The sequence below is a fragment of the Chelatococcus albus genome, assembly GCF_030067675.1.
GTDB classification, from domain to species: Bacteria; Pseudomonadota; Alphaproteobacteria; order Rhizobiales; family Beijerinckiaceae; genus Chelatococcus_A; species Chelatococcus_A albus.
Map to the genome: position 1 here is coordinate 20,743 of NZ_JASJEV010000018.1, position 25,807 is coordinate 46,549.

Consider the following 25,807-nt stretch of genomic DNA (forward strand, 5'->3'; position numbering starts at 1 on the left):
CGGGCGCCCTGTCGAGAGGCGCCGGCGAATGGCCGGCCGGCACGCGGCGCGCGGCGGCACGCGCAGGCGCCTGATAGGCTCGGGCGCGAGGCGATTCGACAGGGGACGACATGAAACTCTTCTTCGACCAGGCCCAGCTCGCGCATCGGCCGCGGCAATACATGGTGCACGGACGCATCGTGGACCCCTTCGAGAACCCCGATCGCGCCACGACGCTCCTCGATGCCCTCGACCGCCTCGGCCTGGAACGCGCCACGCCGCGCGACGCTGGCCGCGCGCCGATCCTCGCCGTCCATGCCGCCCACTACGTCACCTTCCTCGAGGAGGCCTATGCCCGCTTCATGGAGCTGCCCGGCGCGGGCCCGGAGGTCCTGCCCAACGTCAGCCCCTACCGCGGCGCCGGCGCCGATTTCGCCGAGCGCGGTCCGGCGCGGCCGAAGGGCATCATCGGTCGGGCGGGCTGGTACCTGAGCGGCATGTCCTGCGCCATGACGGCCGACACCTGGGCGTCGGCGTACGCCTCGGCGCAGACGGGGATAGCCGGGGCGGAGGCCGTGCTCGCGGGCGAGCGAGCCGCCTTTGCGCTCTGCCGGCCGCCCGGCCATCACGCCTATGCCGACCGCTCCGCCGGCTTCTGCTACCTGAACAACGCCGCGATTGCCGCCGAGGTGCTGCGCCAGGCCTTTCGCCGCGTGGCGATCGTCGATTTCGACACCCATCACGGCGACGGCACGCAGGCGATCTTCTACCGACGGGCCGATGTATTCTACGGCTCGGTGCACACCGACCCGTCCGACTATTACCCGCATCATGCCGGCTACGCCGACGAAACGGGCTTCGGCGACGGGGAGTGCGCAAACCTCAACCTGCCGCTCGCGCCCGGCGCGGGTGACGACGCCTTCCTCGACGCCAATACGCGGCTCGCGCTGGCGGTGCAGGCGCACGGGGCCGAGGCACTTGTGATCTCAGCCGGCTGGGATGCGCATCGGGAGGACCCGCTGTCGCGCCTCGGCGTCACCACCGATGCCTATCCGCGCCTCGGGGAGATCTGGGGCAAGCTCGGGCTGCCGACGCTGATCGTGCAGGAGGGGGGCTATTCGCTGGCCGCCGTGGCCGAGGCTGCGCCGGCCTTCGTTGCGGCCTTCCGCGCCGCCGCGGGCGCCTGACGGGGCGAGGGACACTCCGCGGCGCTTCGGCGCCAGCCTTGATGCGTGCGGGACTGCGAAGAGCGGCCGGGCCCGGAGCCGGGAGGGTCGCTCACTCCTCCTCGCCGAAGCGGTCGGCGAGCAGCGCCGTGATGGCCTCGATGCAGGCTTCGGCATCGTCGCCCCGAGCGGTGACCGTGATGGTCGTGCCCTGCGCGGCGGCGAGCGTCAGAAGCCCCATGATCGAGCGTCCTCCGACCGTCTCGCCGCACCGGGTGACATGGACCTCGGCCTCGAAGCGATCGACCGTCTGCACAAACTTGGCCGACGCACGGGCGTGCAGGCCCTTGCGGTTGATGATGGCAAGCTCGCGCGCGAGCGCACCATCCGGGACCGGCGCCGGCGGGCAGTCCTCGTCGACGGGAGCGGAGACGCGCATTTCGTTCATCGCTTGCCGTTCGTCACTTGCCCGCGAGCACCCGGCTCGCGACGTTGATGTACTTGCGGCCGGCCTCCTGGGCCTGCAGGACCGCCTCCTCGAGAGGCTTATCATCGCGCACGCTCGCAAGCTTGATGAGCATGGGCAGGTTGATGCCGGCGACGACCTCGACCTTGCGTCCGTTCATCACCGAGATGGCGAGGTTCGATGGCGTGCCGCCGAACATGTCGGTGAGAACGACGACGCCATCCCCGCTATCCACACGACCGACGGCATCGACAATGTCCTTCCGACGACTTTCCATGTCGTCCTCGGGACCGATCGTCACCGTCTCGATCTGCTTTTGGGGTCCGACCACGTGCTCCAGCGCGGCGCGGAATTCCGTCGCCAGGCAGCCGTGCGTTACCAGCACAAGACCGATCATTCAGGAACCTGAGGGCACTGCCCTTGCTGCGGAGCAGCCATTTTGTGCATTGCGGCGCCGAGTGCAAGGGCATTGCGACCATTTGGTCATCATTCAGCCATACAAACCTCGGCGCCGGACGGTTCTTGCAACGCCAGGTAGGACATTACGAGCCCATGCGCGTTTTCGTCGACCCTCACGGCGAGCCTCGGGAGCACGATTCCTTCCACGTCGGTCACCATGTCCTCTTCCTCGGGCATGCGTTCGGGCAGCGCCGTCAGACAGTCGACGACAAGGCGCAGCACCGCAGCCGCCTCGTAGGGCATGCGCACGATGCCGACGCCGCGCAGCTCGAACATGCCGGCGATCGCCGGCACCGGGCGGGCGACGATCCGCCTTCCCCCGGGAAAGAGGCGCACGCGGTCGTCGGCGACGAGCCGGGCGAAGCGTCCCTGCCGGCTGGCCTCCTCGACCAGCCGCCGCGCCAGCACCGACTTGCCGGTGCCGGAGGCGCCGCGGATGAGGATGCCCGCCTCGCCGACGAGAACGCAGGTCGCGTGAATGGTTGCCGGCTCGCTCATGTTCTTGCGCCCGCGGCCGCCGGATTCATCGCCGCCGGCAACCGCACGACGAAACGGGCGCCGAGCACCGGCCGCTCCCCCTCGACCCCCGCCGGCCCGAGCCGGTTCTCCGCCCAGATGCGGCCGCGGTGCGCCTCGACGATCTGGCGCGAGATCGACAGGCCGAGGCCTGAGTTCTGCCCGAAGCCCTGCTCCGGCCGGTCGGTGTAGAAGCGCTCGAAGACGCGCTCGAGTGCGTGGTCCGGGATGCCGGGCCCATCGTCCTCGACGGCGATCTCCACGTCGGTCTTGAGGCGCCGCAGGCGCACGCGCACCTCGCCGCCGGGCGGCGAGAAGGAGCGCGCGTTGTCGAGCAGGTTGTTGAGCACCTGCCCGAGACGGCTGTCGTGACCCATGACGAGGAAGGCGTCGCGGCCGAGGGCGCTCGGATCGACGGCAAGGCGCGTCAGCGGCGCATCGGGATGCCGCACCTCGTTCGCGACGGACACCACGGCCTCTGCGAGACGGCGCATCTCCACCGGCTCGGCGTCGGTGCGGGCGAGCTCGGCGTCGAGGCGCGAGGCATCGGAGATATCGCTGATGAGCCGGTCGAGGCGCTTCACGTCGTGCTGGATGACGCTGAGCAGCCGCGCGCGCGCCTCCTCGGTCCGCGCGAGCGGCAGCGTCTCCACGGCGCTGCGCAGCGACGTGAGCGGGTTCTTCAGCTCGTGCGCCACGTCGGCGGCGAAGCTCTCGATCGCGTCCATGCGCTTGTAGAGGGCGCGCGTCATGTCGCGCAGCGCCCCCGAGAGGTGGCCGATCTCATCGGACCGCTCGGTGAAGTCCGGGATCTCCTGGCGCGACTTGATGCCCCGGCGGACGCGATCGGCGGCCTCGGCAAGCCGGCGCATCGGGCCGGCGATCGTGCCCGCAAGCAGGAAGGAGAGCACCACCATGACCGCCGCCGCGACCGCGAAGACGCGGATGATGGCCCAGCGCTCGGCGGCGATGATCGAGTCGATGTCCCCGCCCTGCGTGGACAGGAGGAGCGCGCCGCGCACGGTGCGGAAGCGCTGGATCGGCACGGCCACGGACACGATGGTTTCGCCGCGCGCGTTGACGCGTACGATGGAGCCTGGCGTGCCCGACAGGGCCCGCTGCACCTCGGGCAGGGCCTTGCCCATCGTCGGCGCGAGTTCCTCGGCGAGCGGCGGGGCCGAGCGCCAGAAGAGGCCCTTCAGCGTGTTCCAGACGCGCTCGCCGAGCGTCTTGTCCTCCTTGGCCAAGGGCGGCAGGTCGAAGCGCAGGATGTCGCCACGCGCATAGAGCGAGCGCGAGTCGAGCAGCAGGAGGCCGTCGCGGTCGTAAATGCGGGCGCGCGTGCGCGTCGGCGTCACGAGGCGGCGGAGCACCGGCGCCACGCGCTCGGGGTTGATCGAGAACTCGAGGGGCGACAGATCGTCGGACAGGCCCGAGCTCTCGCCGGCCTGCAGCTGCAGGAGCTTGTCGGGATCGATGGTGATCGTGTCGGTCTCGACGGTGGCGGAGGCTGCCACCGCGCCCGCGATGATCTCGCCCTGGGTGAGCAGGCTCTGCACGCGCGCGTCGATGAGGCCGGCGCGGAACTGGTTGAGATAGAGGAAACCGACCAGGAGCGCGACGAGGCCGGCGAGATTGAGGACGACGATGCGCCGCGTCAGGCTCGACGAGGCCCGCGCCGACACGGCATGGGCAATGCGCCGCACACGCTCGCCGATGCCCGGCGAGCGTTCCGCCACGTGCTCGCCGTCGGCCTCGACCGGGAACGAGCTCTGATCGATCGGTTCGACGGACATGGCCCCGACCGGCGCATCGTTCATCGCGACATGGACGCCGCGTCGATCTTACGCCTCCTTGAAGCGATAGCCGACGCCATAGAGCGTCTCGATCATGTCGAAGCTCGTGTCAACGGCCTTGAATTTCTTGCGCAGGCGCTTGATGTGGCTGTCGATGGTGCGGTCGTCGACATAGACCTGATCGTCGTAGGCCGCGTCCATGAGGGCGTTGCGGCTCTTCACCACGCCCGGGCGCGTGGCGAGCGCCTGCAGGATGAGGAACTCGGTGACGGTGAGCGTCACGGGTTCGTTCTTCCACGTGCAGGTGTGGCGCTCCGGATCCATCTTGAGCAGGCCGCGCTCCAGCGCCTTGGCGTCGGCCTCGCGGGGCACCGCCTGGTCGCGCGGGCTCGCGCGGCGCAGCACCGCCTTGACGCGCTCGACGAGCAGGCGCTGCGAGAACGGCTTCCGGATGAAGTCGTCGGCGCCCATCTTGAGGCCGAACAGCTCGTCGATCTCCTCGTCCTTGGAGGTGAGGAAGATCACCGGCATGTCGGTACGCTGGCGCAGGCGACGCAGGAGCTCCATGCCGTCCATGCGTGGCATCTTGATGTCGAGGATGGCGAGGTCGGGCGGGTTGTTCTTCAGGCCGTCGAGCGCGGAAGCGCCGTCCGTGTAGGTCTGGATGCGATAGCCCTCCGCCTCCAGGGCGATCGACACGGAGGTCAGGATGTTGCGATCGTCATCGACGAGGGCGATGGTCGGCATGCTTCTTCGCTCGTTCGATAGTCCAATAGAACGGGGTATATGGCTGTCGGCCAGTTCCTCGCGGTCGAGCAAGGCCGAAATATGACCGCGCCGGCGCAAGGAACTGTAGTCCTTTCCGGCGCTTGCCGCCATTCAGCAGGTTCATCACGAGGTTATATCCATGTCCGAGCGTCCCGAATCAACCCAGAGTTTTGACGCAGTCGCCGCGGCCAAGAGGCTCATGCGCACCGTCCGCTACGGAACACTGGCGACGCTCGACGCCTCCGGGGCGCCCTATGCCTCGCTCGTCAATGTCGCGTCCGACATCGACGGCACGCCGATAACCCTCATCTCGCGGCTCGCCCTGCACACGCGCAACATCGAGGCCGACGGCCGCGTCTCGCTGCTGCTCGCGACCGTCGGGGCGGGCGACCCCTCCGCCCATCCGCGCATCAGCATCGCCGCGCGGGCGGAGAAGGCGACGGACGAACGTGCGCGGCGGCGCTTCCTCATGCGCCACCCCGGCTCGGCCGGCTACGCCGGTTTTCCCGACTTCGCCTTCTATCGCCTGGTGCCGACCGGCGCGCATCTGGTCGCCGGCTTCGGCCGCATCGTCGACCTTGCGCCCGCGCAGATTCTCCTCGACCTGACCGGGGCGGAAGGGCTCGTCGAGGGCGAGGCGAGCGCCGTCGATCACATGAACGAGGACCACTCCGAGGCGCTGGCGCTCTACGCGACCCGCCTCCTCGGCGAGCCGGCCGGCGACTGGCGCACGACCGGCCTCGACCCCGAGGGGATCGACCTCATGGCAGGCGACCTCACCGCCCGTCTCATCTTCCCCGAACGCATCGGCCCGGGCGGCAGTCTGCGCGCCACGCTCGTCGAACTCGCCCGGCAGGCGCGCGCCCGGGACGCCGCCTGAGCACCGGCGTGGCTGTGGCGCGTTACAGACTCCGGATGATGTCACTCGCCGCCCTTGTGGGCCAGCCGCCCGAAAGGGTAGCTGTCGCCCGCGCCCAATTTCTGTCATATGGGCGCGGGAGGAGCCTGGTGCCCGGAGCACGAAGCCGAAGACCGGCGACCGGTCTTCGGTCGCCGTCGTGTCCGGGCGTGTTGGAACCGGTCACGTTTGCGACCTCGGCCCGGCCCTGGCCGGGGTCATCGTGATCCACCGGAGCTGCGCAGCGGGAGGCGAGGGCGGCAGGGAGCGTGCCGTCGCCCCCGGTCGAGGAGGATCGTTTCGTGGACAACGTCGGCGTATTCAACGGCGCGCACGGCGCCGAGGCTTTCGGCTTCCGCAATCTCAAACGCGTGCACTGGAACTTCGAAGCGCCCCGCCTCTACGAGGAGACGCTGAGGCGCGGCGAGACCCAGCTCGCCAAGGGCGGTGCCGTCGTCGCCGAGACCGGCGTCCACACCGGCCGCAGCCCCAAGGACAAGTTCATCGTCAAGGATTCGACCACCGCCGAGGTCGTGTGGTGGGACAACAACGGCGCCATCTCGCCGGCCCAGTTCGATGCGCTGCTCGCCGACTTCCTGAAGCATGCCGAGGGCAGGGAGCTCTTCGCCCAGGACCTCTACGGCGGCGCCGATCCGGCCTATCGCGTCAAGGTGCGCGTCTTCACCGAATACGCCTGGCACTCGCTCTTCATCCGCAACCTGCTCATCCGCCCCGAGCGTGGGGAGCTCGCCGGCTACGTGCCGGAGCTGACGATCGTCGACCTGCCCTCCTTCAAGGCCGACCCCGCCCGGCACGGCGTGCGCTCCGAGACGGTGATCGCCTGCGACTTCACGCGCAAGATCGTGCTCATCGGCGGGACGTCCTACGCCGGCGAGATGAAGAAGTCGGTCTTCACCTACCTCAACTTCGTGCTGCCGGCTCAGGGCGCCATGCCCATGCACTGCTCGGCCAACGCCGGGCGCGAGGGCGACGTCGCCGTGTTCTTCGGCCTCTCGGGCACAGGCAAGACCACGCTGTCGGCCGATCCGAACCGCACCCTCATCGGGGACGACGAGCACGGCTGGAGCGCGAGCGGCGTCTTCAATTTCGAGGGCGGCTGCTACGCCAAGACCATCCGCCTGTCGCGCGAGGCCGAGCCCGAGATCTACGCCACCACCGAGCGCTTCGGCACCGTGCTCGAGAACGTCGTCGTTGATCCGATCACGCGCGAGCCGAACTTCGATGACGCGTCGAAGACCGAGAACACGCGCTGCGCCTATCCCCTCGACTTCATCCCGAACGCGAGCCCGACGGGCCGCGCCGGCATGCCGAAGAACATCGTCATGCTGACCTGCGACGCCTTCGGCGTGCTGCCGCCCATCGCCAAGCTCACGCCGGCGCAGGCCATGTACCACTTCCTCTCCGGCTACACCGCCAAGGTCGCCGGCACCGAGAAGGGCGTCACCGATCCGCAGGCCACCTTCTCCACCTGCTTCGGCGCCCCCTTCATGCCGCGCCACCCCTCCGTCTACGGCAACCTGCTGCGCGACTTCATCGCCAAGCACGGGGTCGACTGCTGGCTCGTCAACACCGGCTGGACCGGCGGCAAGCACGGCATCGGCCGGCGCATGCCGATCCGCGTCACGCGCCGCCTGCTGACCGCCGCCCTCGACGGCTCGTTGAACCGCGCCGACTTCCGCACCGACCCCTATTTCGGCTTCTCGGTGCCGACCTCGGTACCCGGCGTCGAGCCGCACATCCTCTATCCGGTGAAGACCTGGGCCGATAAGGCCGCCTTCGCCGAGACGGCGAAGAGGCTCGTCGGCATGTTCCGCGAGAACTTCGCCAAGTTCGAGGCCCACGTCGATGCCGACGTGCGCTCGGCCGGGCCGGAGACCTCAATCGCCGCCTGAGCCGGCGGGCGGTCGGTTCCGCTGTGAAAACAGAGAAGGCCGGCGCCGCGGCGCCGGCCTTTTCGTTTGGCCGCGGGACCGCGCCCTTCAGCGGAAGAAGATGAAGGTCGCGACGACGAACAGCGGCACCAGGATGCCGCCCGACCACAGCATGTAGCCGAAGAAGCTCGGCATCTTGACGCCGCGGTGGCGGGCGATGGCGTAGACCATGAAGTTCGGGGCGTTGCCGATGTAGCTGTTCGCGCCCATGAACACGGCCCCGGCCGAGATGGCGGCGAGGGTGAGCGCCATCGGCCCCATCAGCGTCTGAGCCTCGCCGCCGGCGAGCTGGAAGAAGACGAGATAGGTCGGCGCGTTGTCGAGGAAGGAGGAGAGGCCGCCGACGAGCCAGAAATATGCCGCGTTGACGGGGGCGCCTGTCGGATCCGTCACCAGCGCGACGAGCGGCGCGAAGGCGCCGTCGGGGCCCGCCTTGAGCATGGCGAGCACGGGGATCATGCAGGTGAAGATGCCGGCAAAGAGCTTCGCCACCTCCACGATCGGCCCCCAGGTGAAGCCGTTGCGGTGGCGGATGCTCCTGTCGGTGAGCGCCAGCGAGGCGAAGGCGACGCCGAGGATGATGGCGTCGCGCAGGAGGTTCTGCAGCTCGATCTCCGCGCCCGGCAGGCGGAGGACGACGCCCGGTTTCCAGTTGGCGCTCATCAGGATGGCGGCGATGATGATGCCGATGAGAGGGAGATTGACGAGCCCCTCGAGGCCGAGCCGGCTGTCCGGGGTGGGGTCGCGCAGCGGCGGCATGCCCTCCTCGCGCCGGTAGAGGGCGGTGTCGAGCAGGAAGAACACCGCGAGCAGGGCGACGACCATGAAGGTTGTCTGGGGTAGCAGGTGCTTCGTCGTCCAGAAGAAGTCGACGCCCTTCAGGAAGCCGAGGAAGAGGGGCGGGTCGCCGAGCGGCGTCAGCGAGCCGCCGATGTTCGAGACGAGGAAGATGAAGAAGACAACGGTGTGGACGTTGTGGCGCCGGTTGTCGTTGGCGCGCAACAGCGGCCGGATCAGCACCATGGACGCGCCCGTCGTGCCGATGAGGCTCGCGAGCCCCGTGCCGAGGGCGAGGAGCAGCGTGTTGACGGCCGGGCTGCCGTGCAGGTTGCCCTTGACGAGGATGCCGCCGGCACAGGTGAACAATGCGAAGAGCAGGATGATGAAGGGCAGGTATTCGAGGAGCATCGTATGCAGAAGCGCCTCGACTGCCGTACCTGCGCCGCGCGCGAGCGCCAGCGGCAGCGCCGTGAGCAGTGCCCATGCGAGGGCGGCCTTGCCGTAGTGGTGCTCCCACAGCCGATGGAAGGCGAGGGGGCCGAGGGCGATCGACAGGAGAATGCCGGTGAAGGGCAGCGCCCAGATGAAGCCGAAGGAAGCGCCGTCGAGCCCCTCCGCCGCCAGCGCCGCTTGCGGCACGAATACGAGACAAAGAGCGGCGACGGCGGCAAGCGGCCGACTGATCCTCACTGGCTTCCTCCCCGGATATGCGCGACGGTTCGACGCTGCTTAGCGAAACAGCCGGGGGGTGGCAATGCGCCGCAGGCCCGGCGATGCGATCGCAGGCGGCGGCCAGGCTTCGTCGCCCTGTTGCGCGGCGGCGCCTCAATTGAGGACGGCAGCGGGTGCGACGAGCAGGGTCGGGATGCGCCCGTAGGCGGCGATGATCTCCGCCTCCTCGCTGCCCTGCGTCGCCTCGTTCACCGTCTGCATCAATGCGACGACGCCGGCCTTCGACTGCGAGAGCTGCTTGGCGAGGTGCCCGGCGAAGGCGGCGTCCCGCGCCCAGGTAGGCGCCTCACGCACGAGCCGGCCCTCCGCCGAACGGCTGAAGGGTTGCACGACATAGAAGGTCGTCTCCGACATGGGGTGTCCTCCATGTTGGTGGGGGCGACGATGCCCCGTGGCCGCACCTCCCGACCGTTCGGCGAAGTGCGGGCGATTGCGGCCCGAAGACCGCTCGGATCGCCGCGTCAGGCGGCGCATTGCAATGCGGCCGTCGCGATCCTCGCTGATGCGACTGCCGGAAAGGCCCCGGATGAGGGCGGCGAGGTGGCGCATCGCCAGGTCTTGCGGCGCATGCGCTGTGTTGCCCGGTTGGACCCGACGGTCGCGATCCGTCGTTCACGGCCCGGCCGCGGCTCGTCGGCTTTGTGGTTCCCTTTCGCCCGACGGATGCGCGACCCGCCGAGCCCGATCCACCAATCCTGTCGTCGCCTCGATGCGATCGGCATTGCCAGCCAGACGCCATGCTGAGCCGGCATGGTTAATGAACGGTTAACGGCGGTGCGTCGGCATCCCCGCCTCCTCCTTCGCTGCCTTCGGAGCGAGAAAGCGGCGTGGTGAGTGCGAATTGCCTCACGCCCCGGCTGAGGGGGCGCATGCCGAGATGGTGCAGGCGGCCGCCTCGTCCTTCAGCCAGGCCCGAAAAGCGGCGATGTTGGGTGCGGCGGCGGCCGCCTCGGGGCAGACGATGTAGTACTGGTAGGGGCCGCGCACCTCTTGCGGGAAGGGGCGCACGAGCCGGCCGGCCGCGAGGTTGTCGCCGATCAGCGCGCTCGTCGCCAGTGCCAAGCCCTGGCCGGAGATGGCGGCCTGCAGGGCGAGGAAAGTGTGCGAGAAGCGTGGCCCGTGCTCGGCGTCGACGATGTCGGCGACGCCTGCCGCCTCGAGCCAGCGGCGCCAGGTGACATGTTCGGGAATTTCCGGCGAGGGTGGCTCGTGCAGGAGCGTGTGGTGGCGCAGGTCCGCCGGTTCCCGCAACGGCCGCGCCGGGTCCTCGGCGAGCCCCGGGCTGCATACGGGGAAGAACACCTCATCCATCAGGAAATCGACGTGCAGGCCGGGATAGACGCCACGGCCGAGGCGGATGACGATGTCGACGTCCTCGCGGGCGAAATCCGTCAGGCCGATGGAGGCGAGCACGCGCACGTCGAGATCCGGCCGCAGCCGGCGAAAGGCGCCGAGGCGCGGAATGAGCCACTGCGCCGCGAGCGAGGGCACGGTGCTCACCGTGAGCACGTTCGAGACGTCGCGGGTGAAGCGGGCGGTGGCATCGGCGAGGCCGTCGAGCAGCTCGCCGATGGCGGGCGCATAGCGCTGGCCTGCGTCCGTCAGGGCAACGCCCTTGCTCGGCAGGCGGCGGAAGAGCGGGCGCCCCAGCCACCCTTCAAGCGCCTTCACCTGCTGCGCGACGGCGCCGGCGGTGACGCCAAGTTCCTCGCCCGCCTTCTGGAAGTTGAGGTGCCGGGCGGCAGCCTCGAAGGCGCGGACGGCGTTGAGCGGGGGCAGGCGGCGGCGCATGGAATTCAGTAGTTTTTCTATGTCTGAGGCCGAGGACTTCTGGTTTGAAACCCGGGCCCTCCAAGCACATCCTTACCACTGAGCACACCGCAATGCGGCGAGGCTCCCGAAGGAGGATGCCATGCACGCGATCCTAGCACCGACCACAGGGCGAGAAAATCTCGGCCTTCTGCCGAGCGGCGGCCTTGCGCGCGCCCTGCTGTCTCTGCTCGACACGCTCGACACCTGGGCGACGCGCGTCGCCCAGCGGCGCGCCCTGGAGCGGCTCGATGGCCACATGCTGCACGACCTCGGCCTCTCGCGCGCCGACGTGGAGCGGGAGGCGGGCAAACCCTTCTGGCGGGCGTGACGCGACCGGCAATGCACGAGGGCACTTTCCGATCCAGTCGAATCGGAAAGTGCCCCTATCTGTTTGAGAACAGCACATTTTCTCCGCAGAGCCGGCTCCCGCCTCGGCGGACAATGCCCGGGCGCATCGCTGCGCCGGTCAGGCGTGCACGCCGAGCTTCTTCTGCAGGCTCGTGGAGGAGGTCGTGTACTGAAAGGTGAGCTTCCTGTCCGGATAGACGTAATGGAAGACACGCTGCGCGCAGAGCGCGCCCTCGTGGAAGCCGGAGAGGATGAGCTTGAGCTTGCCCGGATAGTGGTTGATGTCGCCGATGGCGAAGATGCCCGGCACGCTCGTCTCGAACTTCTCGGTGTCCACGGGAATGACATTCTCGTGGAGATTGAGGCCCCATTCTGCGAGCGGCCCGAGCTTCATCGTCAGGCCGAAGAAGGGCAGCAGCACGTCGCAGGCGATGTCGTAGGTCGTGCCGTCGTCACGCCGCACCACCACGCCTTCGAGCACGGGTGCCTTGCCCTTGAGAGCCACAACCTGGCCGATGTCCAGGTCCATGGCACCCTCGGCGACGAGGGTGCGCATCTTCTTCACCGTGTCGGGGGCGGCGCGGAAGACGTCGCGGCGGTGCAGCAGCGCCAGGCGCTTGGCGAGCGGTTGCAGGTTCACCGTCCAGTCGAGGGCCGAATCGCCGCCGCCGACGATGAGGATCCTCTTGCCGCGGAAGGGTTCCATCTTGCGCACGGCATAGAAGACGCTCGTCCCCTCGAAGGCGTCGATGCCGGCGATCGGGGGCTTCTTGGGCTGGAAAGAGCCGCCGCCGGCAGCGACGATCACCGCCTTGACCAGGAACTCGGTGCCCGAATCCGTGCGCAGGCGGAAGAGCGGCGTTTCAGGCGTGCCCAGAACCTCGAGACTCTCCACCATTTCCGACAGGTGGAAGGTCGGATGGAAGGGCTCGATCTGGGCCATGAGATTGTCGACGAGGTGCTGGCCCGTGATCATCGGGAAGCCCGGAATGTCGTAGATCGGCTTTTCCGGATAGAGCTCGGCGCACTGGCCGCCGACCTTGGGCAGGATGTCGACCAGGTGGGAGCGGATGTCGAGGAGGCCGAGCTCGAACACCGCGAAGAGGCCGACGGGCCCCGCGCCGACGATGACGACGTCGGTCTCGATGCGATCCGTCATGGCAACATCCACCCTCCCAGCAACCGATGCCGGTCGCATAGCACGGGACGCGCGATGCGCCGAGGGCGGATCAGGCATGTTTCGCTTGGGAGACCGAGCTGAAGACCGGAGCGGGGCCGGAAGGGTCGCCTGGTCTGGGGCTTTCTATGGGAAGGCGGCCGGGCTTTCGCCCGGCCGCCCCGCGCGTGGTGGGAGGGCCCGCGCGTCCCGGCTCCTCGCTTCAAGGAGCCGGCAATCGGAACGTATCGTTCTGGTGCGCCGATCAGTTGACCTTGGCCTTGCCTGCTGCGTCGATCGCCGCGCCGGCGCCGGCCTTCAGGTCCTTCTTCACCGCATCGGCCTTGGCGTCGGTCTTCACCTCGCCCTTGGCATCGACCTTCGCTGCGCCATGGGCATCGCCCCCGGCCTTGGAGGGGGCGCCGGCGGTGCCATGGGTGGCCGTGCCGGCACCGCCCTTCACGTCCCCCTTGGCGCCGACCGGCAGCTTGCCGGTGTCGACCTGCACGCCGGTTGCAGCCTTTCCGTCGGCGCCGACGCTCACCGACCCTTGCGCGTTCGCGAGCACGGGCAGGCCGGCGACGGCGGCGACGGTCAGGGCGAGAATGGTCTTGCGCATGGTGAGCTCCTTCGTTCGCTCATCTGGCTCCGAAGCGGTGCCGCGAGAGGCGGCACCCCGTTCGTTCGAAGCTGGCGCGACACTAGCGGGCCCGGCGTGGCCCGGCCCTGAATGGTGCGATCACCCGGGGTTCAGGCTGTTGGCGGGAATGCGGCGGCGGCCCCGGAACCGCCCCAGAGGTGAACGGTTCACCCCGCCTCTACCGCCGTCACGGCGAAGCCGAGGGTCGCCCCGGCCGTGGCGCCCCCTTCGAAAACCACGCTCTTGACGACTGCATGGGCGGCGACGCCCGGCGCGAGCCTGAGCCGCTCCACGGAGTAGCGGGTAATGCGTGCGACGATGTGGCCCTGGCCGCAGGCGAGCGTCACGTCCGCCACCGCGTCGCTCACGGTCCGCACCGCGACGACGGTGCCCGGCAGCACGTTCAGGGCGCTGATGTCCGCGGGGGAGGCGAGCGCGACCATGACGTCGCGCGCCGGGATGCGCAGCCGCACCGGGGTCGCGGGCGCGAGCGCGAGGCGCGGCACGCGCAACTGGCCGACCGGCGATTCGAGGCGGGTGAGACCGGCCTCCGCCTCGTGTGCCGCCACGCGCGCTTCGACGACGGCGCCGGACTCCCCGTAGCCGAGCGGCGCGAGCGCCACGCCGGCGAGCACCTCTGCCGCCGGCCCGCAGGCGGCGACCTCCCCGGCATTGAGCGCGACCACGGTGGTGGCGAGCCGCGCCACCTCGGCAAGGGAATGGCTGACGTAGACGATCGGCACGCCTATCTCGTCGCGCAGGCGCTCGACATAGGGAAGGATCTCGGCCTTGCGCGCCTCGTCGAGGGCGGCGAGCGGCTCGTCGAGAAGGAGGAGCCGGGGGCTGCGCAGGAGAGCGCGGCCGATGGCGACGCGCTGCTTCTCGCCGCCGGAGAGGCCCGCCGGGCGCCGGGCGAGCAGATGGCCGATGCCGAGGAGTTCGGTGACGTGGCCGAGGTCGCCCCAGCGCTCGGCGCGCGGCGTGAACCAGCGTCCGAAGAGGAGGTTCTGCCGCACGGTGAGGTGGGGAAAGAGGCGCCCCTCCTGGAAGACATAGCCGACACGGCGCTTGTGCGCCGGCAGGAAGACGCCCAGCTCGGTGTCGACGAAGGTCACGCCGTCGACAATGACCCTGCCCTCCTGCGGGCGCACGAGGCCGGCGAGGATATCGACGAGCGAGGTCTTGCCCGCGCCCGAGCGGCCGAAGAGCACCGTGATCCCTGCCTCTGCGCGGAAGCGCGCGGCGAGCGTGAAGGCACCGAGCCTGTGCCGCACGTCGACGTCGAGCGTCATGGACGCGCCTCCTCAGACGATGCCGATGCGCCGGCCGACGGCGCGGGCCAGCAGCTCGGAGGCGACGAGCGCCGCCATCGACACGGCGATGGAGACGAGCGTCAGGCGCAGCGCCGGGGTGTCGGCTCCCGGCACCTGGGTGAAGGCGTAGATGGCGAGCGGCAGGGTCTGCGTCTCGCCGGGGATGTTCGAGACGAAGGTGATCGTGGCGCCGAACTCGCCCATGGCCTTGGCGAAGGCGAGCACCCAGCCGGCGAGAATGCCCGGCAGGACGAGGGGCAGGGTGACGGCGAAGAAGGTCGCGACCGGCCCGGCGCCGAGCGAGCGTGCCGCCGCCTCGAGCCTGCGGTCCACCGCCTCGATGGACAGGCGGATCGCCCGCACCATGAGCGGAAAGCCCATGACGCCGGCGGCGAGCGCCGCCCCCGTCCAGCGGAAGGCGAAGACGATGCCGAAGGTCTCGGCAAGGAAGGCGCCGATGGGGCCGCGCCGACCGAAGGCGAGAAGCAGCAGATAGCCCGTCACCACCGGTGGCATGACGAGCGGCAGATGCACGAGGCCATTGACCAGCGTCTTGCCGAGGAAGCGGCCGCGCGCCAGCACGAGCGCCACGAGCGCAGCCAGCGGCAGGCTCGCGAGCGTCGCCCATAGCGAGACGCGCAGGCTGAGCGCCAACGCCGTCCACTCCTCGGGCGAAAGAAGCATGCTCACTGTCCTACTTCAGCACCGTGAAGCCCTGGCGCTCGAAGACGGGCCGTGCGGCGGGCGAGTTGAGGAAGGCGAGAAAGGCCTTGGCCTGAAGGCTCGACGAGGCCGTTGTCTGGGCGACGGGGTAGATGATCGGGGGATGCGTGTCCGCCGGGAAGGTGGCAACGACGCGCACCGCGGGGTCGGCCGCCGCGTCGGTCGCATAGACGATACCGAGCGGCGCCTCGCCGCGCGAGACGAGGAGGAGCGCGGCGCGCACATTCTCGGCCTCGGCGACGCGGGCCTTCACCCCCTCCCAGGCGCCGAGCTTCTCGAGGGCCGCCTTGCCGTACTTGCCGGCGGGCACGGCCGCCGTGCTCGCCATGGCGAGGCGTCCGTCGCCGAGGAGCCGCGCAAGATCGACGCCCGGCGCGAGGCTGACCGCCGCCTTGCTTTCCTTCGGGGCGATCAGGACGAGGCGGTTGCCGAGGCGATTCGCGCGCGTGTCCGCCCGTATGAGACCCCGCTGAACAAGATAGTCCATCCAGTCGAGATCGGCGGAGATGATGACATCCGCAGGCGCTCCCTGTTCGATCTGCCGGGCGAGCGCCGAACTCGCGGCATAGGAAATGCGCGCGCGCCGCCCCGTCTCCTGCTCCCAGGCGGCGTTCAGCTCGTCGAGGGCGTTCTTCATGCTGGCGGCAGCGAGGATGACGAGCTCGCTCTCTTCTTTGCTGCCTTGCGCCACCGCGGGCGGAGCGGGGGGCCCTGGCCAGAGCGCCGCACCGAGGACGAGGGCCACGAGGGCTGCAAGACAGGAACGCCGCCTGATCGCCACGGTCATCTCCATCTCTTCACGCAAAGGTCAGCGACATATTCTCCAGAACATATCGCCCGGCATCATAGCTGGGCGCTATATTCAATCAACTATGACGGCGACGACCCCTCCGGCCACCGTGGACAGCCTGCCGCGGCCGGCGCAAGGTGTCCTCACGGCGCATCCCGGCCGGGCGAATCGGGAATTCACGTCGCAGCCATGGCCACCCTGAGCATCCGCATCGACCTCGACCCGCAGGGGCGCCTGGGCCCGGGCAAGATCGCGCTCCTCGAGGCTGTGGCCGCGCACGGTTCGATCTCCGCGGCGGGACGGGCGATGGGCATGTCCTACAAGCGGGCGTGGGAACTCGTCGCCGCCCTCAACGGACTGTTCCGCGAACCGCTGGTCGCGGCGCATATGGGCGGGCGGCGCGGCGGCGGCGCCTCCCTCACGCCGCTCGGCCAGGCCATCGTGGCGCACTACCGTGCCCTCGAAGCCGAGGCAGCGGCGGCCGTCGCCGAGCACATGGCGGCCATTCAGGCGGCCGCCGCCCCGGTGACGCCAGCCGATTGACGGAGGAGCAGGCTCACCCCGCGTCACACCTTCAGGATGTGCGGCATCGGTTGCGGATCCCGGCGTCTCACAGGACACCTGTCCGCCGGTGACGACAGTGGCAGGCGCCGGGGCGCGGCTCTGCATGGGCCACAGCCGATGCCGCATGTGCGGACGCTGCGTCGTGCCGCCGCCCGCGTTCTCTGTCGGGGACGCCCGCCTGCGGCGCATGGCTTGGTCCCTTCCACAGCGCCTCCCTTGCCCGCTAAGCTCGCCCACAAGAACAACGCCGGAGGAAACGCATGAATCGAATCGATTTAGATGGCCGCGTGGCGGTGGTGACGGGTGGGGCGCAGGGCATCGGGCGGGCGGTCGTCGAGCGCTTCGTCGCCTCGGGCGCCACCGTCGAGATCTGGGATCTTGACGGAAGCCTCGGGGCGCAAACGGCGGGCGAGATCGACGGGCCGGTGTCGGCGCGCGGGGTGGATGTCACAGACTACGCCGCCGTCGAGGCCGCGGCGAAGGCGGCGGAGACTGCACACGGGCGCGTCGACATCCTGGTGACCTCGGCGGGGATTGCCGGCCCCACCTACAAGACCTGGGACTATCCGCTCGAGGACTGGGCACGCGTGCAGCGCCTCAATGTCGACGGCACCTTCCACTGCTGCCGGGCGCTGGTGCCGGGCATGATGGCGCGCGACTACGGCCGTATCGTTCTCGTCGCCTCCATCGCAGGCAAGGAGGGCAATCCCAACGCCTCGGCCTATTCCGCCTCCAAGGCCGCGGTGATCGGCCTCACGAAGTCGCTCGGCAAGGAGCTCGCCGGCTACGACATTGCCGTCAACTGCATCACGCCGGCGACGGCGAAGACGCGCATTCTCGACCAGGTGAGCGACGAGTTCATCGGCTACATGCTGTCCAAGATCCCGCGCGGACGCTTCGTCGAGGTGCGCGAGATCGCCTCCATGGTGACCTGGCTCTGTTCGGCGGAGAACAGCTTCACCACGGCTGCCGCCTTCGATCTCTCGGGCGGTCGGGCGACCTATTGAGGATGACGAGCGGGTCGCGGACCGCTGTGCCCCGCATTCACCGTTGAGCCCTGGCCTCCCGCCGGGTAGCGTCGGGCCATGGTCGCCCTGCCTCCCCTCGTCCTCGACACCTTCGGCGAGCGCGTCATGGCGCTCGTCGACGAACTCGCCCGCCACAGCGACGAGCCCGGCCGCCTGACGCGCCTCTATCTGTCGCCGGCCCATCGCGCCGCGGCCGAGGCCGTGCGCGCCATGATGGAGGCGGCCGGCATGGCGGCCCATATCGACCCGGTCGGTACGGTCGTCGGTCGCTACGAGGGGCTGGCGCCCGGGGCGCCGGCACTTCTCATCGGATCGCACATCGACAGCGTCGTCGATGCCGGGCGCTATGATGGTCCCCTCGGCGTCGCCTGCGGCATCGTCCTGGTCGAGGAGCTGCACCGCCGCGGCGAGAGGCTGCCCTTCGCCATCGAGGTCCTGGCCTTCGGCGACGAGGAGAACGTGCGCTTCCCGACCAATCTGTCGAGCTCGCACGCCCTCGCCGGCCGCTACGACCCCGCCTGGCTCGACGGCAGGGATCGCGACGGCATCACCCTGCGCGAGGCGCTCCTGTCCTTCGGCGGCGATCCCGACAAGGCGACGGCGCTCGCGCGCGACCCGAAGAGCGTCATCGGCTATCTCGAGGTGCATATCGAGCAGGGGCCGGTGCTCGAACGCGAGAACCTGCCCATCGGCATCGTTTCGGCCATCGCCGGTATCACGCGGGCGCGCATGACGGTGAAGGGGGAGGCCGGCCATGCCGGCACGGTGCCGATGGATGCGCGCCGCGACGCGCTCGCGGCGGCGGCCGAAATGATCGTCGCGATCGAGCGGCTTGCCGCACGGCGTCCCGACACCGTGGCGACGGTCGGTGCCCTCGAGGTGGCGCCCGGGGCGAGCAATGTCATCGCCGGCCGTGTCGATCTCTCCCTCGATGCCCGCGCCCAGGATGATTCGGTGCGCCGGCCGATGGTGGCGGCGATCGTCGCCTCGCTCGAGGTCATCGCCGCGCGCCGCGGCGTCGAGGTCGCGGTCGACCTCTATTTCGACGCGCCGGCGACAGCGATGGACCGGCGGCTCATGGCCACGCTGGAGCATGCCGCGAAAACCGAGGGCATGACGCCGCGCCGGCTCTATTCCGGCGCCGGGCACGACGCCATGGCCATGGCCGGCCTGTGCCCTGCGGCCATGCTCTTCGTGCGCTGCAAGGGCGGCATCAGCCACAATCCGGCGGAGTCGATCACGGCCGACGACGCCGATGCCGCCGTACGCGTGCTCCTGCAAGCCGTTCGCGATCTTGCGGCGCGTCACGCGCCGCACTGAAGCCTCCCAGGGCCGGAGCCGCGTCGGCGATGAAGCTCCCGGCTCAGGTGCCGACCTTCACGCACCACGGATTGCCGCGCGCATGGCCGGCGCGCGGCACGGCGACGCCGAGATCGATCATCCTCTTGCGCACGCTCTGGCCGTTGGCGACGACTCGCACGAGATGGGCGCCGCTTGTCGCCGTGCGACCCGTCGGGACGATCTCGATTCGGCCCCGGCCCATGATCTGGCCGAGCGCCTTGCGCGCCTCACGGCCGCGGATGCGCTCGTAGAAGCACTGGGCCTTCTTGATGCGCGGCGCGCGCAAACCGGCGATCTCGAAGGTCTCGTCGCCGACCTTGAAGATGGCACCGGTGATCACCTTGACCTCCCTGGGCGCGACGCTGCGCACAACCGCGGCCGGCGGCTCGCCCGGCTGGGCGAAAGCCTCGCCGGCTCCCGCGAGACCGAAACCGAAGACGGCGGCGAGCACCATCCGGGCCCAGACAGAGCGCAACGGCCAATGCCTCACCGGCGTCATCGAAGCCCCCACGTGACGGACACTGGGCAGGCGGTGTCCATGCACCGTCTGCCCGTGCCCATTGAGCGCAAGGCTTGCTGAACAGGCAATTTACAAATCGTTCATGTGGCGCCGGTGGACGGCGGCCAGGCGCCGAGGCAGCGCGCCCGCGGGGGCGGCGCTGCGCGGCCTCATTCGAGCGCGCCGATTACGCTCTCCGCTGCCGAAAGGATCGCCCCCGAGCGCGCGAGCTCGAGGATCTGGCCCATCTCGGTGGCGTACCAGCGGTCGCCGTCGAGGGCCGGCGGAATGACAGCGCGCACGGCCTCGAGTACGGCGGCCGTGCCCCTGCCGAGGGGATGGTCCTTGGCGAGCGGCCCGACGAGCGACAGGGCTTGAGCCGCCATGAGGATTTCCGTCGCGACGATCTGCTCGACGTTCTCCACGATGGTGCACGCCTTGCGGGCACACCACGTGGAGTTCGACACATGGTCCTCGGCGTTGGACTTGCCGGGGATCGAATCGACCGAGCCCGGCGTCGCCAGCGTCCGGTTCTCCATGACGAGGGCGGACATCGAGCACTGCACGGTGGCGAAGCCGGTATTGAGGCCGCGCTTGCCGGCGAGCAGGTTGCGCGGCAGGCCGTAGCTCATCGTCGGGTCGATGAGCCGGGCGAGGCGCCGCTCGGAGATGGAGCCGAGGTCGGCGATCGCGATGCCGAGGAGGTCCATCGCCTGGGCGATGTACTGCCCGTGGAAATGGCCGCCGGAGATGGACACGTAGCCGCCCGCCCCGTCGTCGAAGATGAGCGGATTGTCGGTGGCCGAGTTGATCTCCGTACCGACGACGCCCTCGATATAGCCGAGGGCGTCCGCCACCGGGCCGTGCACCTGGGGTCCGCAGCGCAGGGAATAGACGTCCTGCACGCGCGGCGGCGGCGGCTTGGCCGGATCGCGGTTCTCGTCGGGGAAGACGATGTGGCGCGCCTCCTCCGAGCAGCGCCGGCTGCCGGCGGTGAGGCGCAGCACGTTGCGCGCCGTGCGGGCCTGGCCGGGATGCGGCCGCGCCCGGTGCACGCGCGCGTCGAAGGCGGCGAGCTCGCCCCGCATGGCCTCGAGGGTCAGCGCGAGGGCCACATCGGCGGTCTTGAGAATGCGGCGGGCGTCGTGGGTCGCGAGCGCGGCGAGCGCGAGCGACACCGTCGAGCCGTTGATGAAGGCCGAGGCGTCCTTGGCGAAGAGCGGGAAGTCCGGTTCGAGGCCGGCCTCGGCGATCGCCACGCGGGCCGGCATGCGCTTGCCGTTGTGCACGATCTCCGCCTCGGCGAAGCCGCACAGCGCCCCGGTCATGTGTGCGAGCGGGGCGAGGTCGCCGGAGGCGCCGACCGAGCCCTTCTGCGGGATGACCGGATGGAGCCCCGCGGCGAGGAAGGCGAGGAGCCGCTCCACCACCTCGACGCGCGGGCCGGAGTAGTTCGAGGCGAAGGCGTTGGCGCGCAGCAGCATGGTGGCGCGCGTGACGTCTTCGGCGAAGGGCTCGCCGACGCCGGTGGCATGCGCGAAGATCGTCTTCTGCTGATAGGCCACCATGTCGGCGATGCGCACACGCTGGTCCTTGAAGAGGCCGACGCCGGTGTTGAAGGCGTACATCAGCGGCGCGTCGTCGTGCATCCAGGTGGCGTCGATATAGGCGCGCGTGGCCGCGATGCGTGCCCGCGCCTCCTGCGCCAGTGCCGCGGGGGCGAAGCGCCCTTGCGCGTCGCGCCGGGCGACGCGCGCCACATCCTCGATCGTCAGTGTCGCGCCGTCGATGGTGACGGTCATCGGCTTGTCCCTCGTCCAACCGTTCGCAAGAGGAGCGCCGAGGCTAGCCCATGGCGCGGCCGGGCGTCGATGCGCCGCGCATGCGTAAGACCTTTCGGTTTGACGAAAGAGTGGTGGCCGAAACGGCCGTCAGCCGAAGAGGAGGAGGCCTGCGAGCCCCGCAGCGCCCACGCCGATGCGCCACCAGGCGAAGGGGGCGAAGCCCCGCCGCGAGACGAAATCGAGCAGGAAGCGCACGACGAGGAGGCCGGAAAGGAAGGCGGCGACGAAGCCGACGCCGATGAGGGCGCCGTCGTCGAAGGAAAGATTCCTGTAGTTCTTGAGGAGATCGTAGGCGAAGGCGCCTGCCATGGTCGGCATGGCGAGGAAGAAGGAGAATTCCGCCGCGGCGCGCTTGTCGGCGCCCATGAGCATGGCGCCGACGATGGTCGCCCCCGAACGCGACACGCCCGGGATCATCGCAAGGCACTGGAAGAGGCCGATCTTCACGTACATCGCCAGCGTGAAGCGCATGGCGTCGTGGTGGCGCGCCTCCAGCCTGAGGCCGTCGACGACGAGGAGCACGAAGCCCCCGAGGATGAGCGTGAGCGAAACGATCCAGGGGTTGAAGAGCACGCCCTTGATGAAGCCGTGCAGGAGCGCGCCGAGGGCCGCCGCCGGCAGGAAGGCGACGAGGACGCCGAGGACGAAGCGCTGGACCTGATGGTCCGATGGCAGGTCGCGCGCCATGGCGAGGAGCCGCGCCGCATAGACCGAGAGGATCGCCAGGATGGCGCCGAGCTGCACCAGCACCTCGAAGGTCTTGCCCGTCGATTCGAAGCCGAGGAAGTGGCCGAGGAGGAGCAGATGGCCCGTCGAGGACACCGGGATGAACTCGGTAAGACCCTCGACGAGACCGAGCAGGGCCGCTTTGACGGCTTCGGCGATGATCATGCGGCCTCGCGCGCGTGGCGCCCGGGCGATGCGGCGCCGGGTCGCCGGGAGTGGATGAGTGTGGATGGCGCGATTCGAGTTGTGAGGCGCCGGGCGCGGTTTTATACGGAGCTGCCGTGACGCGCCAGACTGCCCGCAAGGCTTGGCGCCAGCGGCGCGTCACCTCCGTCTTCCCATCCCCCGCCTTATTGTCGCCCGCCCCCCGGCTTCTGTTCGCGTATCATGGCGACCCTCTTCCATTACCCCTTCTGTCCGCACTCGCGTTTCGTCCGCCTCGTCCTCGCCGAGATGGGCATGGAGCCGACCCTCGTGGAGGAGCGGCCGTGGGAGCGGCGTCGCGACTTTCTCGTCATGAACCCGGCCGGCACCGTGCCGGTCTTCGTCGAGGAGCAGGGCCTTGTCGTGCCCGGGCCGCAGGTCGTCGCCGAATATCTCGATGAGACGCGCGGCCTCGGCCTCGACAGCCGCCGGCTCCTGCCGGAGAACCCGGCGGCCCGCGTCGAGGTGCGGCGCCTGCTCGACTGGTTCCATATCAAGTTCTTCGACGACGTGTCGAACTACCTCGTCGTCGAGAAGATCTACAAGCGCTTCATGGGCAGCGAGGCCGGCGGCGGCCCGCCGGACATGAGCGCCATCCGCGCCGCGCGCGCCAACGTGCGCTATCATCTGCGCTATGTCGGCTTCCTCGCGGCCAAGCGCAACTGGCTCGCGGGCGCCGATCTCACCTATGCGGACCTCGCCGCGGCCGCGCATCTGTCCTGCGCCGACTATCTCGGCGACGTGCCGTGGGACGAGGACGAGCAGGCGAAGGCATGGTACGCACGCATCAAGTCGAGGCCGTCCTTCCGGTCCCTGTTGGCGGACCGGGTGGCGGGCATGGCGCCGGCGGCCCACTACGCGGATCTGGACTTCTGAGTGGCGAGGCGCTGAAGCGCGCCCTCGTCGCCCGCGCGCTGAAGGAAGGCTTCGACGTGGTGCGCGTCACGACGCCGGACGCCATTCCCGAAGCCTCGCCGCGCCTCGCCGCCTGGCTCGCCGCCGAGCATCACGCCTCCATGCTCTGGATGGCGGAGACGGCGGAGCGGCGTGCCTCGCCCCGGGCCCTGTGGTCCGAGGTGCGCTCGGTCGTCGTGCTCGGCATGAACTACGGCCCGGCGAGCGATCCGCTCGCCAGCCTTTCGATGAAGGACCGGGCCACGATCTCGGTCTATGCCCGCAACCGCGACTATCACGATGTCGTCAAGGGCAAGCTCAAGCAGGTCGCGGGCTTTCTCGCCTCGACGGCGGGCGGCGACGTCAAGGTCTTCGTCGACACCGCGCCGGTGATGGAAAAGCCGCTCGCCCAGGCCGCGGGCCTCGGCTGGCAGGGCAAGCACACCGTGCTTCTGTCGCGTGATTTCGGCAACTGGCTGTTCCTCGGCGTGATCTTCACGACCGCGGCGCTGCCGGCGGATGCGCCGGAGGTCGATCACTGCGGCTCCTGCCGGCGCTGTCTCGCCGCCTGCCCGACGAACGCCTTCCCGGCGCCCTATCAGCTCGATTCGCGGCGCTGCATCTCCTACCTCACCATCGAGCACAAGGGGCCGATCCCGCGCGAGCTGCGCCCGCTCATGGGTAACCGCGTCTTCGGCTGCGACGACTGCCTCGCCGTCTGCCCGTGGAACAAGTTCGCCCGCGAGGGCCGCGAGGCGAAGCTCGCGGCGCGCGAGGATCTTGTCGCCCCACCCCTCGTCGAGCTCGCGCGCCTCGACGACGCGGCCTTCCGCGCCCGCTTCGCCGGCTCGCCGATCAAGCGCACGGGGCGCGACCGCTTCCTGCGCAACGTCCTCGTCGCCATCGGCAATTCCGGGGACGCCCGCCTCGCCCCCGAGGCCGAGCGCCTCCTCGCCGATCCCGCCCCCGTGGTGCGCGGCGCCGCCGTCTGGGCGCTGGCGCAACTCCTCCCTCGCGAGGCGCTCGAGCCGCTTGCATCGGCCCACGCGCCGGGCGAAACGGACGCGGAGGTCCTGGCGGAATGGCGCGCCGCGCTGCCGCCGGACCCCATCGTTTCGCTCCGTCAGGAGGGCGCGCCGGCATGAACCTCTTCGTTTTCGGCCTCGGCTATTCGGTGATGACGCTCGTCCGACGCCACCGCGACCGCTTCACCCGCGTCGCCGGCACGGTGCGCACGGCCGGGAAGGCGGCGGCGCTCCGGGCCGAGGGCATCGCGGCACACGTTTTCGACGGCACGTCCGGCGGTGACGAGGCGCTCCTCGCCGATCTCGCGGCCGCGGATGCGCTCATCCTCTCCGCCCCGCCCGGCCAAGCCGGGGATCCTGCGCTCGCGGCCTATGGCGAAGCTATTGCCGCAGCCCCGCGCCTGATCTGGATCGGCTATCTCTCGACCATCGGGGTCTATGGCGATCGGGCCGGCGGCCGGGTGGACGAGACGGCGGAGCCGAGGCCCACGAACGAGCGCCTGCGTCGCCGGGTGGAGGCCGAGCGCGCTTGGCTCGCCCTCGGCGCGCGCACGGGCAAGACCGTCGCGATCTTCCGCATCGCCGGCATCTACGGGCCGGGGCGCAACGCGCTCGTCGATCTCGCGGCCGGCACGGCGCACCGCATCGTCAAGCCGGGGCAGGTGTTCAACCGCATCCACGTGGACGACATCGCCGCCGTGCTCGCCGCGGCGCTGGAACGGGCCGCGCCCGGCGCCGTCTACAATCTCGCCGACGACGAGCCGGCACCGCCGCAGGACGTGGTGGCCCATGCCGCCCGGCTCCTGGGTGTCGCGCCGCCGCCGGAAGTGCCCTTCGAGGAGGCGGACCTCTCGCCCATGGCGCGCAGTTTCTGGGGCGCCAACAAGCGCGTCTCGAACCAGCGCATCCGCGAGGAGCTGGGCGTGACGCTCGCCTATCCCACCTACCGCGAGGGGCTCGCTGCCCTCCTTGCCGCCGGCGAGGGCCGGACGGCGCTGCCCGCCGAGGCCTGACCGGCCGATCGGTCGACGGGGCCGGCGACCGACATCCTCGCCGCCTTCCGGGCCGGAAGGGTCCCGCAGGCAGGCCATCCGCACGGATGTGGGCATGCCGCCGGTCATCGAAGCCGCCAGGGACGCGGCAAGGGTGCGCGCCGATCGGGGCGTGCCGGGTACCCCGGGGCTGCATCAACGTCGCATGGCGGTATGATGAGGAGGGGTATGGGGGGATCGCATGCGAGGCCTGGATCGCGCGCGGTCGATCGCGTGGGGCGCGGTCGGCATCTTCCTGCTGATCGACATTGTCTGCTGGTGACCTGCCCCCCGCCGGTCCCTCATTCATTGTGAGAGCCCAGGGGTTTGGTAGCTGATCTCCATCGCCGGCGGTAG

The 25,807-nt window shown here is 69.9% G+C and carries 26 protein-coding genes; 10 read left to right on the top strand and 16 right to left on the bottom strand.

Annotated features, from left to right (window positions below; translation table 11 throughout):
* Positions 1 to 110 precede the first annotated feature (110 nt).
* Positions 111 to 1,166 (top strand): histone deacetylase family protein, encoded by a 1,056-nt coding sequence (locus QNA08_RS18180; RefSeq protein ID WP_283742145.1) that lies wholly within the window; start codon positions 111 to 113, stop codon positions 1,164 to 1,166.
* Positions 1,167 to 1,257: 91 nt separating this feature from the next.
* On the opposite strand, the gene QNA08_RS18185 is transcribed toward QNA08_RS18180, so the two are convergent.
* From QNA08_RS18185 to QNA08_RS18205, 5 genes are all read right to left on the bottom strand, one after another.
* Complete coding sequence (locus tag QNA08_RS18185; RefSeq protein WP_283742146.1) at positions 1,258 to 1,593, bottom strand: HPr family phosphocarrier protein; 336 nt, start codon at positions 1,591 to 1,593, stop codon at positions 1,258 to 1,260.
* Between the two features lie 13 nt (positions 1,594 to 1,606).
* A complete protein-coding gene (locus tag QNA08_RS18190) occupies positions 1,607 to 2,008 on the bottom strand; it encodes a PTS sugar transporter subunit IIA (RefSeq protein WP_283742147.1) in 402 nt (133 codons plus the stop codon).
* An 89-nt stretch (positions 2,009 to 2,097) separates the two neighbouring features.
* A complete protein-coding gene (locus QNA08_RS18195; protein WP_283742148.1) occupies positions 2,098 to 2,568 on the bottom strand; it encodes an HPr kinase/phosphorylase in 471 nt (156 codons plus the stop codon).
* Entirely contained in the window at positions 2,565 to 4,382 is a 1,818-nt protein-coding gene (locus tag QNA08_RS18200) for a sensor histidine kinase (RefSeq protein ID WP_283742149.1), read from the bottom strand. The genes QNA08_RS18195 and QNA08_RS18200 overlap by 4 nt, the downstream gene beginning before the upstream one ends.
* Positions 4,383 to 4,430: 48 nt before the next feature.
* On the bottom strand, positions 4,431 to 5,129 hold the full coding sequence (locus QNA08_RS18205; RefSeq protein WP_283742150.1) for a response regulator transcription factor: 699 nt from the start codon (positions 5,127 to 5,129) through the stop codon (positions 4,431 to 4,433).
* A 160-nt stretch (positions 5,130 to 5,289) separates the two neighbouring features.
* Between QNA08_RS18205 and QNA08_RS18210 the strand changes: the two genes are divergently transcribed.
* On the top strand, positions 5,290 to 6,030 hold the full coding sequence (locus QNA08_RS18210; protein ID WP_283742151.1) for a HugZ family pyridoxamine 5'-phosphate oxidase: 741 nt from the start codon (positions 5,290 to 5,292) through the stop codon (positions 6,028 to 6,030).
* 320 nt (positions 6,031 to 6,350) lie between these two features.
* A complete protein-coding gene (locus tag QNA08_RS18215) occupies positions 6,351 to 7,961 on the top strand; it encodes a phosphoenolpyruvate carboxykinase (RefSeq protein WP_283742152.1) in 1,611 nt (536 codons plus the stop codon).
* 87 nt (positions 7,962 to 8,048) lie between these two features.
* Here QNA08_RS18215 and QNA08_RS18220 read toward each other — a convergent pair whose 3' ends face one another.
* The 3 genes from QNA08_RS18220 to gcvA form a co-directional block, all read right to left on the bottom strand.
* Positions 8,049 to 9,470, bottom strand: coding sequence for a sodium:proton antiporter (locus QNA08_RS18220; protein WP_283742153.1), 1,422 nt, complete (start codon positions 9,468 to 9,470; stop codon positions 8,049 to 8,051).
* 135 nt (positions 9,471 to 9,605) lie between these two features.
* The gene (locus QNA08_RS18225; RefSeq protein WP_283742154.1) at positions 9,606 to 9,866 is read right to left on the bottom strand and encodes a hypothetical protein; all 261 of its coding nucleotides are present in this window, start codon (positions 9,864 to 9,866) and stop codon (positions 9,606 to 9,608) included.
* Positions 9,867 to 10,358: 492 nt separating this feature from the next.
* A complete protein-coding gene (gene gcvA / locus QNA08_RS18230; RefSeq protein WP_283742155.1) occupies positions 10,359 to 11,303 on the bottom strand; it encodes a transcriptional regulator GcvA in 945 nt (314 codons plus the stop codon).
* A gap of 121 nt (positions 11,304 to 11,424) precedes the next feature.
* On the opposite strand from gcvA, the gene QNA08_RS18235 reads away from it, so the two are divergent.
* Positions 11,425 to 11,652 (top strand): DUF1127 domain-containing protein, encoded by a 228-nt coding sequence (locus QNA08_RS18235; protein WP_283742156.1) that lies wholly within the window; start codon positions 11,425 to 11,427, stop codon positions 11,650 to 11,652.
* Positions 11,653 to 11,790: 138 nt separating this feature from the next.
* Here the strand turns inward: QNA08_RS18235 and QNA08_RS18240 are convergent, their stop codons facing one another.
* The 5 genes from QNA08_RS18240 to modA all read right to left on the bottom strand — a co-directional run bounded on the left by QNA08_RS18240 (position 11,791) and on the right by modA (position 16,291).
* Positions 11,791 to 12,831: an NAD(P)/FAD-dependent oxidoreductase gene (locus tag QNA08_RS18240; RefSeq protein WP_283742157.1), complete on the bottom strand. Its 1,041-nt coding sequence runs from the start codon at positions 12,829 to 12,831 to the stop codon at positions 11,791 to 11,793.
* A 262-nt stretch (positions 12,832 to 13,093) separates the two neighbouring features.
* Positions 13,094 to 13,447, bottom strand: a complete 354-nt coding sequence (locus tag QNA08_RS18245) for a hypothetical protein (RefSeq protein ID WP_283742158.1) — start codon at positions 13,445 to 13,447, stop codon at positions 13,094 to 13,096.
* A gap of 188 nt (positions 13,448 to 13,635) precedes the next feature.
* Positions 13,636 to 14,760, bottom strand: a complete 1,125-nt coding sequence (modC, locus tag QNA08_RS18250) for a molybdenum ABC transporter ATP-binding protein (RefSeq protein WP_283742159.1) — start codon at positions 14,758 to 14,760, stop codon at positions 13,636 to 13,638.
* Positions 14,761 to 14,772: 12 nt separating this feature from the next.
* Positions 14,773 to 15,465 (bottom strand): molybdate ABC transporter permease subunit, encoded by a 693-nt coding sequence (gene modB / locus QNA08_RS18255; RefSeq protein WP_283742160.1) that lies wholly within the window; start codon positions 15,463 to 15,465, stop codon positions 14,773 to 14,775.
* Positions 15,466 to 15,475: 10 nt separating this feature from the next.
* Positions 15,476 to 16,291 (bottom strand): molybdate ABC transporter substrate-binding protein, encoded by an 816-nt coding sequence (gene modA / locus QNA08_RS18260; RefSeq protein ID WP_283742161.1) that lies wholly within the window; start codon positions 16,289 to 16,291, stop codon positions 15,476 to 15,478.
* A 192-nt stretch (positions 16,292 to 16,483) separates the two neighbouring features.
* On the opposite strand from modA, the gene QNA08_RS18265 reads away from it, so the two are divergent.
* The 3 genes from QNA08_RS18265 to QNA08_RS18275 all read left to right on the top strand — a co-directional run bounded on the left by QNA08_RS18265 (position 16,484) and on the right by QNA08_RS18275 (position 19,206).
* Positions 16,484 to 16,837 carry a winged helix-turn-helix domain-containing protein gene (locus tag QNA08_RS18265; RefSeq protein ID WP_283742162.1) on the top strand — a complete coding sequence of 118 codons (354 nt, stop codon included), beginning with the start codon at positions 16,484 to 16,486 and terminating at the stop codon, positions 16,835 to 16,837.
* A gap of 281 nt (positions 16,838 to 17,118) precedes the next feature.
* Positions 17,119 to 17,865 (top strand): SDR family NAD(P)-dependent oxidoreductase, encoded by a 747-nt coding sequence (locus tag QNA08_RS18270; protein WP_283742163.1) that lies wholly within the window; start codon positions 17,119 to 17,121, stop codon positions 17,863 to 17,865.
* A gap of 78 nt (positions 17,866 to 17,943) precedes the next feature.
* A complete protein-coding gene (locus tag QNA08_RS18275) occupies positions 17,944 to 19,206 on the top strand; it encodes an allantoate amidohydrolase (protein WP_283742164.1) in 1,263 nt (420 codons plus the stop codon).
* 43 nt (positions 19,207 to 19,249) lie between these two features.
* On the opposite strand, the gene QNA08_RS18280 is transcribed toward QNA08_RS18275, so the two are convergent.
* The 3 genes from QNA08_RS18280 to QNA08_RS18290 all read right to left on the bottom strand — a co-directional run bounded on the left by QNA08_RS18280 (position 19,250) and on the right by QNA08_RS18290 (position 22,461).
* Positions 19,250 to 19,702, bottom strand: a complete 453-nt coding sequence (locus QNA08_RS18280; RefSeq protein ID WP_283742165.1) for a hypothetical protein — start codon at positions 19,700 to 19,702, stop codon at positions 19,250 to 19,252.
* 194 nt (positions 19,703 to 19,896) lie between these two features.
* On the bottom strand, positions 19,897 to 21,528 hold the full coding sequence (locus QNA08_RS18285) for an HAL/PAL/TAL family ammonia-lyase (protein WP_283742166.1): 1,632 nt from the start codon (positions 21,526 to 21,528) through the stop codon (positions 19,897 to 19,899).
* Positions 21,529 to 21,657: 129 nt separating this feature from the next.
* Positions 21,658 to 22,461, bottom strand: coding sequence for an undecaprenyl-diphosphate phosphatase (locus tag QNA08_RS18290; RefSeq protein ID WP_283742167.1), 804 nt, complete (start codon positions 22,459 to 22,461; stop codon positions 21,658 to 21,660).
* 222 nt (positions 22,462 to 22,683) lie between these two features.
* Between QNA08_RS18290 and QNA08_RS18295 the strand changes: the two genes are divergently transcribed.
* The 3 genes from QNA08_RS18295 to QNA08_RS18305 are packed head-to-tail and all read left to right on the top strand — an operon-like array spanning position 22,684 to position 25,432.
* Positions 22,684 to 23,376 (top strand): glutathione S-transferase family protein, encoded by a 693-nt coding sequence (locus tag QNA08_RS18295; protein ID WP_283742168.1) that lies wholly within the window; start codon positions 22,684 to 22,686, stop codon positions 23,374 to 23,376.
* Positions 23,274 to 24,539 carry a tRNA epoxyqueuosine(34) reductase QueG gene (gene queG, locus QNA08_RS18300; RefSeq protein WP_283742169.1) on the top strand — a complete coding sequence of 422 codons (1,266 nt, stop codon included), beginning with the start codon at positions 23,274 to 23,276 and terminating at the stop codon, positions 24,537 to 24,539. Before QNA08_RS18295 ends, queG begins: the two co-directional genes overlap by 103 nt.
* Positions 24,536 to 25,432, top strand: coding sequence for an SDR family oxidoreductase (locus tag QNA08_RS18305; RefSeq protein ID WP_283742170.1), 897 nt, complete (start codon positions 24,536 to 24,538; stop codon positions 25,430 to 25,432). The genes queG and QNA08_RS18305 overlap by 4 nt, the downstream gene beginning before the upstream one ends.
* Positions 25,433 to 25,807 lie beyond the last annotated feature (375 nt).

Bases quoted from the DNA above. Each gene is read 5' to 3' on its own strand.
- QNA08_RS18180 (WP_283742145.1), top strand. From the start codon at position 111: ATGAAACTCTTCTTCGACCAGGCCCAGCTCGCGCATCGGCCGCGGCAA.
- QNA08_RS18185 (WP_283742146.1), bottom strand. From the start codon at position 1,593: ATGAACGAAATGCGCGTCTCCGCTCCCGTCGACGAGGACTGCCCGCCG.
- QNA08_RS18190 (WP_283742147.1), bottom strand. From the start codon at position 2,008: ATGATCGGTCTTGTGCTGGTAACGCACGGCTGCCTGGCGACGGAATTC.
- QNA08_RS18195 (WP_283742148.1), bottom strand. From the start codon at position 2,568: ATGAGCGAGCCGGCAACCATTCACGCGACCTGCGTTCTCGTCGGCGAG.
- QNA08_RS18200 (WP_283742149.1), bottom strand. From the start codon at position 4,382: ATGTCCGTCGAACCGATCGATCAGAGCTCGTTCCCGGTCGAGGCCGAC.
- QNA08_RS18205 (WP_283742150.1), bottom strand. From the start codon at position 5,129: ATGCCGACCATCGCCCTCGTCGATGACGATCGCAACATCCTGACCTCC.
- QNA08_RS18210 (WP_283742151.1), top strand. From the start codon at position 5,290: ATGTCCGAGCGTCCCGAATCAACCCAGAGTTTTGACGCAGTCGCCGCG.
- QNA08_RS18225 (WP_283742154.1), bottom strand. From the start codon at position 9,866: ATGTCGGAGACGACCTTCTATGTCGTGCAACCCTTCAGCCGTTCGGCG.
- gcvA (WP_283742155.1), bottom strand. From the start codon at position 11,303: ATGCGCCGCCGCCTGCCCCCGCTCAACGCCGTCCGCGCCTTCGAGGCT.
- QNA08_RS18235 (WP_283742156.1), top strand. From the start codon at position 11,425: ATGCACGCGATCCTAGCACCGACCACAGGGCGAGAAAATCTCGGCCTT.
- QNA08_RS18240 (WP_283742157.1), bottom strand. From the start codon at position 12,831: ATGACGGATCGCATCGAGACCGACGTCGTCATCGTCGGCGCGGGGCCC.
- QNA08_RS18245 (WP_283742158.1), bottom strand. From the start codon at position 13,447: ATGCGCAAGACCATTCTCGCCCTGACCGTCGCCGCCGTCGCCGGCCTG.
- modC (WP_283742159.1), bottom strand. From the start codon at position 14,760: ATGACGCTCGACGTCGACGTGCGGCACAGGCTCGGTGCCTTCACGCTC.
- modB (WP_283742160.1), bottom strand. From the start codon at position 15,465: ATGCTTCTTTCGCCCGAGGAGTGGACGGCGTTGGCGCTCAGCCTGCGC.
- modA (WP_283742161.1), bottom strand. From the start codon at position 16,291: ATGACCGTGGCGATCAGGCGGCGTTCCTGTCTTGCAGCCCTCGTGGCC.
- QNA08_RS18265 (WP_283742162.1), top strand. From the start codon at position 16,484: ATGGCCACCCTGAGCATCCGCATCGACCTCGACCCGCAGGGGCGCCTG.
- QNA08_RS18270 (WP_283742163.1), top strand. From the start codon at position 17,119: ATGAATCGAATCGATTTAGATGGCCGCGTGGCGGTGGTGACGGGTGGG.
- QNA08_RS18275 (WP_283742164.1), top strand. From the start codon at position 17,944: ATGGTCGCCCTGCCTCCCCTCGTCCTCGACACCTTCGGCGAGCGCGTC.
- QNA08_RS18285 (WP_283742166.1), bottom strand. From the start codon at position 21,528: ATGACCGTCACCATCGACGGCGCGACACTGACGATCGAGGATGTGGCG.
- QNA08_RS18290 (WP_283742167.1), bottom strand. From the start codon at position 22,461: ATGATCATCGCCGAAGCCGTCAAAGCGGCCCTGCTCGGTCTCGTCGAG.
- QNA08_RS18295 (WP_283742168.1), top strand. From the start codon at position 22,684: ATGGCGACCCTCTTCCATTACCCCTTCTGTCCGCACTCGCGTTTCGTC.
- queG (WP_283742169.1), top strand. From the start codon at position 23,274: ATGGTACGCACGCATCAAGTCGAGGCCGTCCTTCCGGTCCCTGTTGGC.
- QNA08_RS18305 (WP_283742170.1), top strand. From the start codon at position 24,536: ATGAACCTCTTCGTTTTCGGCCTCGGCTATTCGGTGATGACGCTCGTC.